Annotated in this window: 18 protein-coding genes; 10 read left to right on the top strand and 8 right to left on the bottom strand. The window is 36.4% G+C overall.

Going from position 1 to position 16,437, the window contains the following annotated elements; all coding sequences use genetic code 11:
- Positions 1-33: 33 nt before the first annotated feature.
- Both AC4PG0_RS10425 and AC4PG0_RS10420 read left to right on the top strand, forming a co-directional pair.
- Complete coding sequence (locus AC4PG0_RS10425) at positions 34-423, top strand: DUF956 family protein (protein ID WP_003728941.1); 390 nt, start codon at positions 34-36, stop codon at positions 421-423.
- Positions 424-557: 134 nt separating this feature from the next.
- On the top strand, positions 558-908 hold the full coding sequence (locus AC4PG0_RS10420) for a DUF2200 domain-containing protein (RefSeq protein ID WP_003759782.1): 351 nt from the start codon (positions 558-560) through the stop codon (positions 906-908).
- Between the two features lie 39 nt (positions 909-947).
- On the opposite strand, the gene AC4PG0_RS10415 is transcribed toward AC4PG0_RS10420, so the two are convergent.
- Together AC4PG0_RS10415 and AC4PG0_RS10410 are read right to left on the bottom strand one after the other, a co-directional pair.
- Positions 948-2,465, bottom strand: coding sequence for a polysaccharide pyruvyl transferase family protein (locus AC4PG0_RS10415; RefSeq protein WP_492167598.1), 1,518 nt, complete (start codon positions 2,463-2,465; stop codon positions 948-950).
- 106 nt (positions 2,466-2,571) lie between these two features.
- Positions 2,572-2,865 carry an ArsR/SmtB family transcription factor gene (locus AC4PG0_RS10410; RefSeq protein WP_003759790.1) on the bottom strand — a complete coding sequence of 98 codons (294 nt, stop codon included), beginning with the start codon at positions 2,863-2,865 and terminating at the stop codon, positions 2,572-2,574.
- Between the two features lie 111 nt (positions 2,866-2,976).
- Between AC4PG0_RS10410 and AC4PG0_RS10405 the strand changes: the two genes are divergently transcribed.
- The 4 genes from AC4PG0_RS10405 (at position 2,977) to chiB (ending at position 6,942) form a co-directional block, all read left to right on the top strand.
- Entirely contained in the window at positions 2,977-3,267 is a 291-nt protein-coding gene (locus tag AC4PG0_RS10405; RefSeq protein ID WP_010990237.1) for a putative quinol monooxygenase, read from the top strand.
- Positions 3,268-3,280: 13 nt separating this feature from the next.
- Positions 3,281-3,913 carry a nitroreductase family protein gene (locus AC4PG0_RS10400; RefSeq protein WP_003764843.1) on the top strand — a complete coding sequence of 211 codons (633 nt, stop codon included), beginning with the start codon at positions 3,281-3,283 and terminating at the stop codon, positions 3,911-3,913.
- A gap of 94 nt (positions 3,914-4,007) precedes the next feature.
- Positions 4,008-4,379, top strand: a complete 372-nt coding sequence (locus AC4PG0_RS10395) for a hypothetical protein (RefSeq protein ID WP_003772602.1) — start codon at positions 4,008-4,010, stop codon at positions 4,377-4,379.
- A gap of 292 nt (positions 4,380-4,671) precedes the next feature.
- A complete protein-coding gene (gene chiB, locus AC4PG0_RS10390; protein WP_492167597.1) occupies positions 4,672-6,942 on the top strand; it encodes a chitinase ChiB in 2,271 nt (756 codons plus the stop codon).
- Between the two features lie 39 nt (positions 6,943-6,981).
- Here the strand turns inward: chiB and AC4PG0_RS10385 are convergent, their stop codons facing one another.
- From AC4PG0_RS10385 to AC4PG0_RS10375, 3 genes are all read right to left on the bottom strand, one after another.
- Positions 6,982-8,184: an ATP-binding protein gene (locus tag AC4PG0_RS10385; RefSeq protein ID WP_492167533.1), complete on the bottom strand. Its 1,203-nt coding sequence runs from the start codon at positions 8,182-8,184 to the stop codon at positions 6,982-6,984.
- 189 nt (positions 8,185-8,373) lie between these two features.
- Positions 8,374-10,155 (bottom strand): ABC transporter ATP-binding protein, encoded by a 1,782-nt coding sequence (locus AC4PG0_RS10380; RefSeq protein WP_003772591.1) that lies wholly within the window; start codon positions 10,153-10,155, stop codon positions 8,374-8,376.
- Positions 10,148-11,890, bottom strand: coding sequence for an ABC transporter ATP-binding protein (locus AC4PG0_RS10375; RefSeq protein ID WP_033838291.1), 1,743 nt, complete (start codon positions 11,888-11,890; stop codon positions 10,148-10,150). Before AC4PG0_RS10375 ends, AC4PG0_RS10380 begins: the two co-directional genes overlap by 8 nt.
- Before the next feature lie 142 nt (positions 11,891-12,032).
- On the opposite strand from AC4PG0_RS10375, the gene AC4PG0_RS10370 reads away from it, so the two are divergent.
- On the top strand, positions 12,033-12,866 hold the full coding sequence (locus AC4PG0_RS10370; protein WP_003772584.1) for an AraC family transcriptional regulator: 834 nt from the start codon (positions 12,033-12,035) through the stop codon (positions 12,864-12,866).
- A gap of 149 nt (positions 12,867-13,015) precedes the next feature.
- Complete coding sequence (locus tag AC4PG0_RS10365) at positions 13,016-13,714, top strand: EAL domain-containing protein (RefSeq protein WP_003759821.1); 699 nt, start codon at positions 13,016-13,018, stop codon at positions 13,712-13,714.
- Here AC4PG0_RS10365 and AC4PG0_RS10360 read toward each other — a convergent pair.
- The 3 genes from AC4PG0_RS10360 to AC4PG0_RS10350 all read right to left on the bottom strand — a co-directional run bounded on the left by AC4PG0_RS10360 (position 13,684) and on the right by AC4PG0_RS10350 (position 15,346).
- Positions 13,684-14,379, bottom strand: coding sequence for a Crp/Fnr family transcriptional regulator (locus tag AC4PG0_RS10360; protein WP_492167532.1), 696 nt, complete (start codon positions 14,377-14,379; stop codon positions 13,684-13,686). The two genes, AC4PG0_RS10365 and AC4PG0_RS10360, sit on opposite strands and share 31 nt — an antisense overlap.
- A gap of 173 nt (positions 14,380-14,552) precedes the next feature.
- Positions 14,553-15,005, bottom strand: a complete 453-nt coding sequence (locus tag AC4PG0_RS10355) for an ImmA/IrrE family metallo-endopeptidase (RefSeq protein WP_003764863.1) — start codon at positions 15,003-15,005, stop codon at positions 14,553-14,555.
- A gap of 5 nt (positions 15,006-15,010) precedes the next feature.
- Positions 15,011-15,346, bottom strand: coding sequence for a helix-turn-helix transcriptional regulator (locus AC4PG0_RS10350; RefSeq protein WP_003764864.1), 336 nt, complete (start codon positions 15,344-15,346; stop codon positions 15,011-15,013).
- Positions 15,347-15,563: 217 nt separating this feature from the next.
- On the opposite strand from AC4PG0_RS10350, the gene AC4PG0_RS10345 reads away from it, so the two are divergent.
- Both AC4PG0_RS10345 and AC4PG0_RS10340 read left to right on the top strand, forming a co-directional pair.
- Positions 15,564-15,935, top strand: coding sequence for a hypothetical protein (locus AC4PG0_RS10345; RefSeq protein WP_033533706.1), 372 nt, complete (start codon positions 15,564-15,566; stop codon positions 15,933-15,935).
- A 49-nt stretch (positions 15,936-15,984) separates the two neighbouring features.
- Positions 15,985-16,407, top strand: a complete 423-nt coding sequence (locus tag AC4PG0_RS10340; RefSeq protein WP_003764866.1) for a phage holin family protein — start codon at positions 15,985-15,987, stop codon at positions 16,405-16,407.
- Positions 16,408-16,437: the final 30 nt, after the last annotated feature.

Genomic DNA, 16,437 nt, shown 5'->3' with positions numbered 1-16,437 from the left:
CAAAACAAGCGAAAAGAAATGGAGCGAATACAGTTGGTTCAATCGATTAATACAAAGGTAGACTTAACAATAGATGCCACCGCGTATACTGGACTTACAGATTACGGGAAAATTATGATTGGCGACAAAGGTTTTGAATTTTTCAACTCACGTGATGTGCGTAAATTCGTCCAAATCCCTTGGGAAGAAGTAGATCAAGTTATTGTATCCGTTATGCTAAAAGGTAAGTGGATCCCTCGCTACGCCATTAAAACAAAGCGCAACGGCACATATACATTTGCTTCTAAAAAGCCTAAAGAAGTTTTACGTAAAATAAGAGTTTATGTCGACCCAGCCAATATGGTGAGCTCGCTAAGTTTCTTTGATGTTATGAAGCGCTCGTTTCGGTCGATATTTAGCAAGAAGAAAAACAAAAATAAATAAGCCGATTTATACCGAAAAGCTTCAATGGACTGATGTCTGTTGATGCTTTTTTTTCGTACATAATAATTGAACAAACAGCGCATTTTGGTACAATAGAAAGTGAAATCAAAAGTAAACGAAGGAGGAACACCAACATGAAAAAACCAAGAATCTACACGATGTCATTCGCTAGTGTATACCCTCTTTACATACAAAAAGTGGAGAAAAAAGATCGCACAAAAGAAGAAGTGGATGAAGTTATTTTTTGGCTAACTGGCTATGACCAAGCTTCCTTACAAAAAGCCATAGATCAAGAAATCGACTTTGAGACTTTTTTCGAGCAAGCACCAAAAATGAATCCCAATGCCTCTTTAATCACCGGAGTTATATGTGGCTACCGAGTGGAAGAAATTGAAGATAAACTTATGCAACAAATACGATACCTAGATAAATTAGTTGATGAACTTGCAAAAGGAAAGAAAATGGAGAAAATTTTAAGAAAATAAGTAAAAAGCAGCCGTTTTGAATGGCTGCTTTTTTGTTGGTTAGCTTTTAGAAACTTTCTTTTTTAAAGCTGCTAATGAATTCGCTACTTTTAAAGTCGTTTTCACAGATTTTCGGTTTAATGTGCCTTGATAATGTCTGATTTTATTTGTAAGTTCATGATTTTTCTTTAGCGTCAGCTGTAATTTTTGTGTAGTATCTGTCAGTTGTTTTTCTAATTGTTGATTTTTTTCTTGTGATTCAGTAATTTTCTGTTGGTATTTTTTGTTTTGCTCAGAAGTTGTTTTTTTCAGTTGGGTGAGTTGATTATTTACGAGATTAACGCGGTATCTTGTGCTAAAATCATGTCTTTCTTTTAATAAGTTGGTGGAGATTTTTACTCGGTTTAGCATTTCTTGAGGATTTAATATGGAAATGGGGTCTGGACTTGTTGGGAAAGTAATGGAGTTAATAAGTTCATCCATAGGAGCTGATTTTCTGTTTTTATCGTGTTTGTAGATATGATTGAGACCGTTTGTATCTAAGAAATCAATATAGTTATCAAAATTCCTTGCTTGGACTTTTTCGGCTGATTTCAGATCCACTTTAGTTAGTAATTCTTGGAGGTTGCTTGTTTTTTCCAATTCATCGATGGTGACATGAGGAAGCGCATGGTAGGAGGCTAGTTCACGCATTCTAGCATCTTGGACAAATGAAATATTAGGAGTTCCGACTATTGTTGGAATGACGTTTCCATGTAAGCGAGAGCCAATGCTAAAATCAATATTTTTCACAAAATCGAACCAACTAGGCATGCTAGTGAAATATTTTACTCGACCTTCTTGGTAATACTTATGTTGGATATTTGTTGGGTAGCCATTGATATCACTAGAGATGTCTGGACCGCCAGCATACATTAAATGGAATTCGTCTAGGTGTTGAGGGATAAATTGGTAATCTTTATATGTATTAATCAAGTTGTTTAAGAACTCGATAGCTATATCTGAAGAGGTTGGAGATGCGTTGATAGCAATGGAGGATTGTTCTGTTAAGTGGAGTTCTCTGATTTTTATTTCTCGACCAAATGTATAAAGGGAAGGACAGCCAATTACTCGATAGTCTATACCTTCATTAAATCCGAGTTTTTTTAAATAATCTGCTGTAATCTGTCCTCGAACTCCTATTTGAGCCGATTTTTCAAGGACTGCTTTTACAAAATTAGTAACATCTTCATCAAAAGTGAAACCTTCATCTAACTGAGGTTCATAGTTTGCTCGTAAACCTACCCCTGTGACTACAACCGGGATTTTTAGCTTACGAATCAACTGAGTATAATTACGGAGCGCGGGTCGAAAATCTTCACGGAAAGCATCAGCTAGAGGCACAATGTACAAATCGTAATTTTTATTAATTTTTTCTGCTAAATTAGGATTAGAAGATAACCCATCAGCGTGTATTTCTACATTGTCATTCCATAAAGTCCTATAAATGCTGTATTGGTAAGCTAGATTACCATTATTAAATCCTGTTCGATCCTTTAAATAAATATCTTCAGGCATGTATACGTTTGTAGGGCGCATACCTGACCTAATGAGTATTCTTTTCACTAAAAAACCACATCCTTAACCTAGTTAATATTTAAAGTATATCAAAATATTAATTAAGTTAACAATTTACGGGATGAAGTTATTTAAGTTTATTTTTACACGAATCAAAGAAGAAACCGATTTGTTCCACTAGTCCTTCGTTAACCGAATAAATATGCGTTGTCCCTTCCTTTCTTAAATTAATTAGTTGTGCTTCTTTAAGCAGTTTAATGTGGTGTGACATGGTTGATTTGGAAATATTGTATGTTTCGCCAGAGAAACGTTTTTCTTTGCTTTTTAGTAAACATAGGAAAATATCCAGGCGAATTGGATCGCTTAGGGCTTGGAAAATTAATAATAAATCTGATTTTGATAGCTCATTTAACTTTTTCATATGATTATCATATCATAACTTACATTTTAATTGCGCGGAACTTGCTGTTATGTTATATTATGATAGTTCGAAAAAAATCGAACTATCAAATCCGAAAGAAGTTGTTGGTAAATGTTGCATATTGAAGCACAAATGACGATAAAAAAAGAGCAAATAGAAGCTTTTTTGCAGGCAGCTAAGGAAGTTATTGCCGCGTCACAAGCAGAAACAGGAAATCATGGCTATGAATTAGTACAATCTACTGAAAATGAGACAGTTTTTTATATGCTGGAAAAATGGGCGGATATGGATGCTATTCAACAACACAATGAAAGCGAGCATTTCAAAAAATTTCAGAACGCCGCTACTAATTTTGTTGCAAAACCACTTGAAATTTCAGTTTTAACGCCACTTGCGCGATAAGGAGGAGAAAGAGATGACTTATTTAAATAATGATTTTGAAGACTTAATGAAAAACCGTCGTTCGATTCGAGAATACGATGAAACGGTGAAAATTAGCCAAGAAGAAATGAAAGCTATTTTGGAGGATGCGGTAACTGCTCCGTCATCTGTAAATATGCAGCCGTGGCGCTTTGTGGTTGTAGAAAGTGATGCTGGTAAAGAAAAATTAAGTTCGTTAGTACGCTTTAACACACGTCAAAACGAAACTTCTTCCGCAATGATCTTAATTTTCGGGGACCTACAAAACTTTGAAAATGGCGAAAAAATTTACGGGGAAGCTGTGAATCGCGGTTTAATGCCCGCCGAAATAAAAGAACAACAAATGGCAAAATTAAGCCAGTACTTTGAAACTATTCCGCGTTCAGAAGCAGAACGGGTTGTATTAATTGATGGTGGTCTAGTGGCGATGCAGTTAATGTTGGTTGCACGTGCGCATGGTTATGACACAAATCCAATTGGTGGTTTTGAGCGTAAAGAAGTGACAGAAGCGTTTAACATGGATCCAGAACGCTACGTCCCAGTGATGCTCGTTTCTATCGGAAAAGCTAAAAATTCTGGTTACGAGTCTTATCGTTTACCAATCACAGACGTAACGACTTTCGCTTAAAGGGTGGAACGAGGGAATAGCCGATATTTCCTTGTTCCTTTCTGTTCTTCTTGGTATAATAAAAGTAACATAAAGCCGAGGAGGAAAAGCAACTATGACGATCAAAATAACTCGTAAAACAGGTATTGGCGGCGGTATTACTCCAGTGAAAATTAGAATCGAAAATGAAGAAATTGTAAAACTCGACAATCATCAGTCTCATTTTTTTATGCCTAAGATGGAGAAAACAAAGGTTCGCGTGACTGATTGGTTCTTTGGGAGTCAGGAAGCAGTTTTGGAAAATAGTAATGATGTTATTGTGCGGATTAACCGTAAAGCACTAATATTAAATTATTCAATGTTCCCGTTTCTTTTTTACGGTTTCGTAATGACTAGTTTGGCTTCTACGTTAATTGCACTCGGTCTCTTTTTGGCATCAATTTTTTATTCGCGAAAGCATTGGTTTGAATTTGTGAAAATTAAATAATAATTAATCGATAGTATGAGCCAAGTGCTTGTACTATTTTTTTATCTGTGTAAGTTTTTATTCCATCTGTGTAGCTTAGAAATGAGCCTGAAACCGCTAAATGACAACGCTTTCTTTTGGCATGATAATTGCATGTTATACAGTTGCTCGGAATGAATCTTTAATCGGGAGGAGGAAATTAGAGAGAAGAACATTCGGGCAACCACACAAAAAGGGGTACAGAGAGACAAACTTAGAACTGCCGAAATGAGGTTTATAAATCAAAAATCGGGGTGAAGAGATGAATAAGAAGATGAAAAAGCTTTTTAGTATTACTTCTGTTGTGTTGTTAGTATTATCGTTAGTGGTTGTATCAATTGGTGCAGAGTCAAAACGGGCGAAAGCGGCTGAAAATGTACCACAATATCGAAATGTTATGTATTATGGTGATTGGTCGATTTGGGGAGGAGAAGGGAATTTTTATCCGAAAGATATTCCAGCTGATCAATTAACACATTTAAATTTTGCTTTCTTGGATTTTAATAGTAATGGAGATTTAGTTTTTACTGATAAAGATGCTGCTGTCGGAGCGCCTGTTGGACAAGAGGGAGTTCAGTGGGGCGGAGCAAATGCGGGTGTTTTGAATGCGATTCAAGATTTACGTGCTCAAAATCCGAATTTGAAAATAGGGGTTTCGGTTGGAGGCTGGTCTAAGTCGGGTGATTTCTCGACAGTTGCAGCAGATCCGACAAAACGGGCTAATTTTGTCAAAAATGTGATGAAATTTGTGAAATATACTAATATGGATTTTGTTGATTTGGACTGGGAATATCCTGCTTCGGTACGGGATGCTGACCTTGTTGATAATAAAAATGATGAAGGCACGCCAAATGCAAAACCTGCGGATAAGCAAAACTTTATTACACTTTTACAAGATTTAAGAACAGCTTTGGATAAACAAGGCGTTGATATTAACAAGAAATACGAGTTATCGGTCGCTTTACCAGCTGCAAAATCTACTTTGGAAAATGGAGTGGATGTAGCGAATCTGTTTAAAGTAGTCGATTTTGCGAATGTGATGACCTATGATTTAAATGGTGCTTGGACACCGAATAGTGCGCATCATACAGCGCTTTACGGCAATCCGAAAGACCCGAATTACAATAGTGGTTTTTCTGTGGACCAAACCGTAAAATACTTAAAAGAAAAGGGCGCGGTTTCGAATAAAATTGTTGTTGGGGCAGCATTTTATACTCGAGGTTGGAATAAAGTAGCTGCGGGAACAGACACTGCATTGCCAGGACTTTTCCAAGCGGCTGAAAAAACGAATAAGGATGCAGATGGCTCGCTCACTTATGGGGCAAACAATGAAAACCCAATTAAAACTGGTGATGGGGGCCGTGCTGGTGGAGTTTGGGCGTATAGAAGTATTGATGCTCTAAAAGCCAAGACGCCAACTTTAAAAGAATATTGGGATGATACTGCCAAAGCGCCGTATCTTTATAGTAAGGAAACTGGGGAGTTTTACACATATGACAATACTCGTTCAATTGGCTATAAGGCACAGTATGTAAAAGATAATAATCTTGGTGGGATGATTTCTTGGATGCAGTCGCAGGATAAAACCACGACTTCAACTAAGCGCGATGAACTTACAAAGGCTATTAAAACCGGATTGTTCGGTACAAGTGCAATCCCGCAAAACGCAATCACATATGCGAATTTAAATGTGGTAGCAACTGTAAGACCTTATAGTGAAAATGGAGTCGGATACGAAATTACGATTACTAATAATGAAAAAGCGGATGAAACAAATGAAGTCTTGAAATCAACAGAGCTATCTTTTGAAACAGTAAAATTACCTAAGTTTTATATTCCAGTAAAAGCCGGCGAAACGCTTACTGCTGGAGATTATAAAGCAGGTACGGTTACTACTTCAGGTGGCAATACAGTAGTTGATTTAGCTTCGGTGTATGATGCACAGCAAATTCCGCAAGGCGCATCTTATACTTTCCGCTTAAAATCGAGTGCATCTAGTGTGGATGTAAATAATATTTCTAAAATTGATTTAACACAACGGATGGTAAAATCGAGTGTCGAATTTGGTAAACAAACTATTTTTGGCGGGGGAACTGTTGTACCTGATCCAAGCGATACAGAAGCTCCAACAGTGCCAAAATCACTCGCATCTTCTAATGTAACAGACAAATCTGCTACTCTAACGTGGACAGCTTCAACAGATAATAAAGCAGTGGCTGGATATAAAGTGTACCGAAATGGGACCGAAGTGGGCTCTGTTTCAGGAACTACTTTTACAGATAGTGGCTTAACTGCAAAAACAGCGTATTCTTATACAGTAAAAGCATATGATGCGGCGGGAAATTTCTCAGCAGCAAGTTCTGCCTTAACTGTAACAACGCTTGATGCGGCAACACCACCAGCAACTCCAGCATGGGACGCTGCAAAAATCTATAATAAGGGAGATAGGGTTTCTTACAAAGGGAAAACATACGAAGCACAGTGGTGGACTCAAGGAAATGAGCCAGGAGCTGAACAGTGGGGTCCTTGGTTGTTAATAAATTAATAGACAAAAACAGAGATTCTTTTAGGAGAATCTCTGTTTTTATTTGAATTCCTCTGATAGTAACCAGTCAACAATATAAATAATTGGAATTCCATCTATTTGAGTTGTTTCATAATATCTACCAGTGACAACAATCTTTTTATAATTATCCTTAATATTTAAAAGATTATCTGTTTCATGCCTGTTATTTGGAAATTCATAAGCTACTTGGATGTATAATGTTTCGTCTAGCTTTCTAGCAACAAAATCTATTTCTTTACTATCAAGTTTACCAACGTCTACTGTATAGCCTCTACGTAATAATTCTATATAAACGATATTCTCTAAGCGATTACTATAGTTCCCATCTTTTCTACCAACCGCATTTCTTCTTAAACCGGTGTCTATTATAAAATATTTTCCGTTAGTTCTCAGATATTCTCGCCCACGAATATCATATTGTTTTGCTCTATAAAATAAATAACCATTCTCTAGTAAATCCAAATAACGATTTACAGTATGGACAGTTGTGTCAACGCCCTCACTTTTTAAGGTGTTTACAATTTTCGAGGCATTAACTAATTGGCCAACATTATCTGCTAAAAATCGAATGATGGATTTTAAAGCGGTAGCATCTTTTACCCCCGCTCTTAATGCAACATCATTCAAAACAATAGTGTCAAAAATTCCGGATAAGATAGTATCTTTGATAGATTCTTCGGCAATAACAACACTCGGAAAGCCGCCGTATTTTTCGTATTCATTATAAGCGCTGTCTACTTTTCGAGAATCAGCTTCAATACCTTTTACATGTAAAAACTCAGAAAATGAAAATGGGTAAATGGGGATTTCGATGTAACGACCGCTTAGAAGGGTAGCTATTTCACCGGAAAGCATATTAGCGTTTGATCCAGTGATGATAATATCACTGTTAAAGCTTACACGAATACCATTAACAACGCGCTGCCAACCTTCGACCATTTGGATTTCATCAAATAGTAAGTAAACCTTTTTATCATCTTCGGGCAACAATTCGTCTAATTTTTGACGAAATTTTTCTTCTGTTGTTATTGTTTGATATTCAAAGCTCTCGAAATTTATGTGTATAATATGATTTTCCGGTAGGCCTTCTTTCAATAAATACTCTTTATAAAGCATTAATAATACCGATTTCCCAGAACGACGCACACCTGTAATAACTTTTATGAAATCGGAATCCTTGAATTGAATAAGTTGCTTGAGATAATTAGGTCGTTTAAACATTTACATCCCTCCAATCTAGTAAACTTCTATTTAGTTTTTATTTTACCATTATTTGCAGTTAACTTCAAATAATGGATGGAATTAGTGATTTTTGAAGTTTGAAAAATGCTGATTTGGCAGTTTTATGATATATTATTTAGTTTCGATGCGCAAAATAAAAGGTAACTAGAATCTCTAGTTACCTTTTTTCTATAAAGCTTGCAACATATCAAATTGTGATTGGTATAAATTATAGTAATAGCCATGTTGTGCCATCAGTTCTTCGTGGCTGCCTGCTTCTTGAATTCGACCATTATCAATGTAAAAGATGCGCGAACTATTTTTTATTGTAGAAAGGCGATGCGCGATAATGAAGGAAGTTCGGCCTTCCAGTAGTCGCTCAAGCCCTTCTTGGAGTAAGATTTCTGTTTGTGTATCAATACTTGAAGTTGCTTCATCAAGGATAAGGATTTTCGGGTCGGCTAAAAGAGCACGGGCAAAGGAAATCAGTTGTCGCTGACCTGCCGAAAGAGTACTACCTCGTTCTTTTACCTCTGTATAGTAGCCATCTTTTAATCCGGAAATGAAATCATGGGCGCGAACGACTTTGGCAGCTGCAATAATTTCTTCTTCGGTTGCATCTAGCTTCCCGTAGCGAATATTTTCGATAATCGTTCCTGAGAAAATAAACGTATCTTGGAGCATCACGCCCATTTGGGACCTGAGTGATCTAAGCGTGACTTCTTCGACATTTTCTCCATCAACTAAAATTTCTCCAGAATTTATATTATAAAAACGGCTGAGTAAGTTGATAATGGTCGTTTTTCCTGCACCTGTAGGACCAACGAGCGCTATTGATTCACCCGCATCCACATGAAAATTAATTCCTTTTAAAATGTCCACACCTTCCTCATAACGGAAATAAACATCTTTAAAGTCAACATTTCCGACGATTGGTGGCATTTTTTTCGCATTTGGGACATCTTTAATATCAGGCTCAACATCCATTGTTTCGAAAATCCGCTCCAAATAAGTCGTTGCGGTAATAAGCGAATTGTAGAAGTTACCAATATTAATAACAGGATTCCAAAAATTCCCAACATAACCGATAAAAGCAATCAGTGTCCCGGTAGAAACGTCCACACCGTAACCTTTGATTCCAACGAAGTAAATTAAACAAGTCGTCATTACGGCGATATTTTGAACTCCTGGCCAAAGCAAGAATTGAATTTTCACCGCTTTCATCCAAGAACGGCGGTACTCATTACTTACCTCGGTAAAAATCTCAAAATTCTCTTCTTCCCGCGAAAAGCTTTGTGTCACTTTAATTCCAGCGATGCTCTCGTGGATGTAGGCGTTCATGTTGGATTGTTTGTTGCTAAGAACCTGGTAAGCTTTGCGTTGCGCGGTTTTAATGACCATGACAATCACGAAAAGAACCGGGATAAGCGCTAAACTATACAACGTTAAAACGGGATCAATCATCAGCATAAAGCCAAGTGTTACAATGACACTTAAAATATCAGAAATCAAATTAATAAGCCCGTTAGATAATAAATCGCTCAGCATATTGATATAATTAACAACCCGAATCAAGATTTTTCCATGCGGACGACTATCAAAATAAGAAAAAGGAAGTTTTTGCAAATGACCGAAAATCGCCGTTCTCATATCCTTTAAAATATCTTGTCCAATAAGCGTAATCGACCTAATTCGGTATCGCATACAAAGCCCAGTTACAATGACAGAAACAATGAAAATAACCGCAATCCAAAATAGTTGAGTCATGTTTTTGTTTGGAATCGTTTCATCAATCACAACTTTGGTTAGATATGGCCCAATCATTGTCGCAACATTTGCCAGTAAGATTACAAAAAGCGTGATATAGATAGATTTTTGATAGGGTTTTACATATACGAGAATACGTTTCAAATGTGCGGCGCTGAATGCTGTTTCTAGTTCTTCATCAATATCAAATTTATTTCTAGCCATTCACATTCGCCTCCGTCCCAAGTTGTTTATTGTAAATATCAAAATAATAACCTTTTTCCGCTAATAAACTAGCATGTGTTCCACGTTCGATAATTTCACCATGATTTAAAATTAAAATTTCATCAGCTTCTTTTACAGAAGATATGCGGTGAGCGATAATAAAAGTTGTCGTATTTTCAGTGATTTTCTTTAATTCGCCTTGGATTTTCACTTCGGTTTCCATGTCAACAGCAGAAGTGGTATCATCCAAAATCAAAATAGATGGATTTTTTAAAAGAGCACGAGCTAACGATATACGCTGCTTTTGCCCGCCGGAAAGTCCAACCCCGCGTTCACCGACAATCGTGTCATAACTCTCTGGCATTGTCTCAATAAAGTGGTCGGCATCGGCAATTCGCGCCATTTTCCGGACATCTTCCATCGTTGCTTCGGGTGCTCCAAATGCTATATTACCTTCAATCGTATCGGAAAATAGGAAAATATCTTGCATCACCGTAGCAATGTGATTTCGAAGTTCCCGCACATGCCATTTTCGCGCATCAACCCCGTCAATTAAAATTTCACCAGAAGTTGGATCATAAAAGCGACAAATCAAGTTGACGAGCGTTGATTTCCCTGACCCAGTTTCTCCCAAAATAGCCACCGTTTGACCCGGAGAAGCTTTCAAAGAAATATTTTTCAGAACGTCCGTATTTGGGTCATCTTCAAAATGAAAACTAACATTATTGAACTCAACATGGCCTTGTAATGATGGCGCCGGTTTTTCAGCGTGGATAGGAATTTTAGCATTCGTTGCCATCATATCTTGAATTTTAAACGAAGAAGCGATGAAACGTTGTACGTCATTAATAAGCCAGCCACTCATGCGCATCGGGCCATTCAGCATCCATAGAAATCCATTAAAGGCAACTAGATCTCCCAGCGTCATTTGCCCTTTGATTACTAAATAACCACCGAAAATAAGCGTGATAACAACTAGAATTCCAGCGAGCGAGTCAAGCACTGGCAAGTAGGCTCTAGAAACATCTGCGGAATCTAAATTGCGTTTTTTGAAGTCTTCATTATGTTCGTGGAATTTCTTCATTTCAAAATCTTCCCGCGCGAATGCTTTTACGACGCGGTTTCCACTTATATTTTCTTCTACCATTGAATTAAGCCGCGAAAAGCTTTCTCGAATTTCATAAAAAACTGGTTGTGCTTTACTAGACATTTTCATCGTTAAAATGGCAATGAGTGGCGTGATGATAACTAGTGCGAGCGTTAGTTTCCAGTCAATCGTGGCCATAATAATAATTGCAAAGCTAAACAGGAACACGTTTTCCAAAATATTGTACGATACCCATGAAACAAAATGGCGGATCGCATCTGTATCACCAGTCATCCGCGCCATAATATCTCCAACACGCGTATTATTGAAAAAATCAAAATCAAGTGACTGCAACTTTTTATACAAATCTTCCCGAATTTGAAAAAGGGAATTTTGCCCAATTCGCTCGCACATAATCTGATAGGAATAACGGCAAATAGTTCGAATAATGGTCGAAACTATCATGATTAAAAGTAGCGGGATAAGCAAATTCGGTTTGTTTTGATAGACAACATCATCAATCACTTTCCCGCCTAGTAACGGATAAATAATGCTAATACCAGAAGCAATAAAAATTAAAATAAATACACCAACCATAAGTAAACGATATTTTCGGACATATTGCCAAATCCATTTCATACTCTCCATTTTTTCACATCCTTTAACATTCATATATCCATTTAGTTTACACTCCTAATTTCGAAAAAGAATGGTTTATATTCGCTGGAAGCATGGACAATGTTATATAATTAAAAGATAATTGTAAGCGTTATATTTAGGAGGTGAAACGATGCTGAAAATAAACACAACCACATTTAACCCGCAAATTTTGTATATAGCTAATTGCTATACCAACGAAGTACGAGTGGGCGAAAATCATCATCATGACTTTTTAGAAATCTCCATTATTTGTGAGGGAAACGTTATTTATGATATTGAAGGGGAGCGAGTCGCATTAGAAAAAGGGGATATGTTGATTTTTAATCCTGGTGTGAACCATTACGATATAACCGAACCTGGTATGACAAATGCGCAACTTCACATTGGTTTTCGGAATTTTGCACTGGAAGGATACTCGCGAAACACTTTCCCATTTAAAAAAGCCTTTTTACGGAAAAAAGAAGATGAATCTGCTATTTTATCCATTTCTAAACAAATTATAGAAGAAAAAGATGCTGAAAAACCTGGATATGACTTGATTTTGAAAGCTTTTGTCATGCAGTTAATTATCCATGTTTTGCGGGAAGCTACGCCCGAACAACTTGAAAATAATGGCGTGAAATTATCCACCGATGAGCAGCAAAAACAAATGCTCGTCAATGAAATTATTCATTATATGGAAAAACACCACACAGAAGATGTCTCGCTTTCGACACTCTCGCAAACAATGTACATCAGTCCCGCCTATATTTCCAAAGTTTTTAAAGAAGAAACTGGCGAGTCACCCATTAATTATCTAATCAAAATTCGCCTGACACGTGCGGAAGAGCTACTGAAAAATAAAGATGTAACTGTGAAGCAAGCTGCTAACATGGTCGGCTACAACGATGCCTATTATTTCAGTAAACTTTTCAAAAAATATTATGGCTTCCCACCATCGGAAAACTGGCGTAAATCAAGTTAATTTAAAATGCTGAATGATAAAAGCGGTATTTTGAAGGAAAATTAGCAGGTGTTTTTCGAAATGCCTGCTTTTTATTGGATTAAATTTTGCGATTAGTACTAAAAATGTATTAGAATAGAAAAGAGAAATGGGAAGGGTGATGGGACACAATGAAATTTCAACTTTATATTCAACCAAAGTTAGATATTCTTCAAGGTAACATTGTCGAATACGAAATACTTTTACGCGACGATAGTGAAGTTCCTAGATTTCCTTTGTCGGAGTTAGAAGCTGTACTTGCGGACGAAGAATTATACCTTACATTTTGTGAGTGGTTTAGTGACGCTTTCTTTGATGTTCTAAAAAAATATCCAAATGATCGCTTTGCAATAAATATAGCGCCGCAACAACTTTTTTACATGGAAACGCTCCATATGTTAGACAAACTAAGAAGTGAGAGTCATCGTATTACTATAGAAATGACCGAAGATATTTTTGATGTTCCCGCTCATAAGCGACATTTAAATGCTGATGATAAAGATGCTTTTATTTTAAACAAAATTAAAATAATTCACGGCTTAGGTTACCATGTTGCAATAGATGACGTGGGGTGTGGACTCAATAGTTTAGAGCGCGTACTGAGTTATCTCCCTTACATAATCGAGCTCAAATTCTCTTTGATTCATTTTAATAATATTGATTTAGAGGATTTACTTTTATTCATTAAAGCTTGGGCGAATTTTGCGCATAAAAATAACCTCGATTTTGTGGTCGAGGGCATTGAAACAAAAGAAACCATGGCAATCTTAGAAAGCCATGGCGTCTCCATTTTCCAAGGTTATTTAGTTAATAAACCATTTCCTGTTTGAAAACTATCTATTTGATCAAGGAGTTTTTCGTGTGAGCTAATAGTAATCGGTTTTTTGGATACTAGCAGCCCATTTACGAGTAATTCTTCTAATGATTCAGTGATTCGAGCGCGACTAGAACGGCAATAATCAGCTAAAAATGTTTGTGTGATATAGGAAGGTAAAACGATCGGGCCTTCTGTTTGATGGAGATTCAGTAGTTCAATAATTTCCACAAAAATACGAGTCACTTTGATTATTGGTGGTTGATTAATATTTTTATAATTTTTGGCAGTAAATAAATATCTAACTATTACATCATCAAGTACCAGATGGAAGAAATGTGGGTTTGCATACAAGTAATTAAGGAAAAACTCACGATCAATGAAAAGCGCCCGCCCGTTTTCTAGTGCGCGAACACGGTATTCAGTAAGCTCTGGAGCCGTTTTTGTTTCGAGTAAACTTTCCATTCCAAAAATTGCGTTCTCAGAAATAAGTGCATTTATCATCCAGCGTCCTTCATTAGTAGGTCCCTCTAAAACAGCAGTACCTTCCAAAATCACGCCTATTTGAGGTGTTTTTTTTTCGTAATCTTTAAACGAATGAATAATATCTCCTTTTTTAAAAGACACCTTGCTAGAGTAATCGCTCGAAAAAATATCAGAAAAATCGGTAGTGTGAAGCATGGTTAAAACTCCTATACGAATGAAATTTTTATCTACCATTTAACTGTACTTCTATTCCTATGAAAAAGAAACTAAATCAAAGCTGCTGTCACAATTTAGACAAAAAAAAGACACTCATTCGCTACATTTGCGCAAAAATATATAATAAAAAGACTCTAGTGGTAGAGTCTTCGTTAAAATTTCTTATAAACATCAATAGAGTTGCCAAAATTGATTAAATAATCGCCGCAATCATACATTGGACCATATTTTTCCGCATAATGAGAAACGGTACGGCGCAAAAATTCTTCGGTCACTTCTAAAAATTCAGCAACCTCGAAATACTCTTTTAAGCCAAGATAAAAACAAGTAATAATGTCTTCAAGTGGAATTAACTCTTCGTAACCCTTGCGACGGGCAAATAGTTCTTGTTTTTTATCTGAAAGGCTTTCTTGCTTTGTAATATTTCCTACCGTGTACTTATAATGCATTAATTCTTCCACTAAGATGCAACCTTTTTCAATAGAAGATTTATCTTTACTTATAAAAATCATTCCATTCAAATATAAGCCAGGTAATTTGTAAGGCATTTTTTCTTCTCTAATAGTTACCTCATCTTGGTATTTGTTTACCAATTTTTCGTACAATAAAATCACATCCCGCGATGGAGTTTTTTCTTCATCTCTATATAAGCTAGAATATCTCGCATTTCTTCCTCTGTAACATCGTCATCAATATGGGCCGCAATCGTCACCGAGCGTTCGTCAACAGGTGGTAAATTTCTTTCAGGAAAAAAGTCATCTAATCGCTTGTTGAAGATTTTTGCAAGTTCAAATAAAACATCTTGATTTGCTTTACGGTCGCCATTTTCGTAACGACTAATAGTTTGGCGCGTCGTATGAAGCTTTTCTGCTAGTGCTTCTTGATTTAGGCCTCGTTCCTCGCGATATTGTTTTATTTTATTTCCTACAAATTTATTTAACTCCATAATAATTGTCCTCCACATGTTTATGGCTCCAGTATAGCATTTTTAGCACCAAAATGGAACTTTTTCGAACATATTTGTCGGATAAAGTTTACCTGTAACCAAAATGGTGCTATAATATGTTTAGAGCTAGAAAATAAATGAGGTTGATTTTGCACCGATAGCACCATTTTGGTGACAAAAGTGAGCTTACAAATTTATGAGATGGAAGTGGGAATGGATGGATAGAAAACTTTTAAAAGAAAAGCAAATCCAACTAATTTTTCAACTGGAACAAGAAGAAAATAGATTTATTCGGAAACGTTTAATAGAAGAGTTGGAGTATTTTGAAGCACTAGGGGATAGAGAAAAAGGACTTTTAACGGCGGAACAAAAACTACTTATTTTAACACCAAATGAATACCGCGAACATAAAAAAACAAAGTCAGATGTAGAAATCAGCAAATTTATTGGAGTATCAAGGTCCTCACTTGCCGAATGGAAACGAAAAAACGGCTTGAATAGAAAAAAGCAACGACCAGTTCAGCAGGAGATGATTGATGTATTGGCTTTTCATTTGGATAAATGGATGACTTATATTGAAAAAATTTGATGGAGTGTTATCTGAATAGGATTGTGACAAAAGTTAAAGGAGGTTCTATATGGATTTTTTTCTAAAACTTGCAATCACGGATTTTTATGCGGTGTTTCGCTACTTGTTTGGGGAAGTGGATTTATTGGTGAAAGTGCTGGTGTGCTTTATTGTAGCTGACTATATTTCTGGGCTACTCACTTCAGGGTATCTGGGGGAACTTAGCAGCAAAATGGGTTTTAAAGGAATTGCGAAAAAAATCGCTATTTTGATTTTAGTTGCTATCGCTCATCAAATAGATTTGATTATGGGAACGCATAATACAACGCGGGATGCGGTTATCTTTTTCTATTTGGCGAATGAGCTGATTTCTATATTGGAAAATTTCGTTCGAATGGGAATGAAGGTTCCAGAAGTATTGAAAAAATTAATTTTGATTTTCGATGCGAAATCAGGGGATAAGGAGGATGATCATGACAAAAATATGGATTGATGTAGATTTCTGTGATAGCACATAAAAATT

Source organism: Listeria sp. MAN/IMW/UF464 (genome assembly GCF_058683955.1).
Note: the sequence above shows the minus strand (reverse complement) of the source record. Positions and strands in the feature narration are given on the sequence as shown.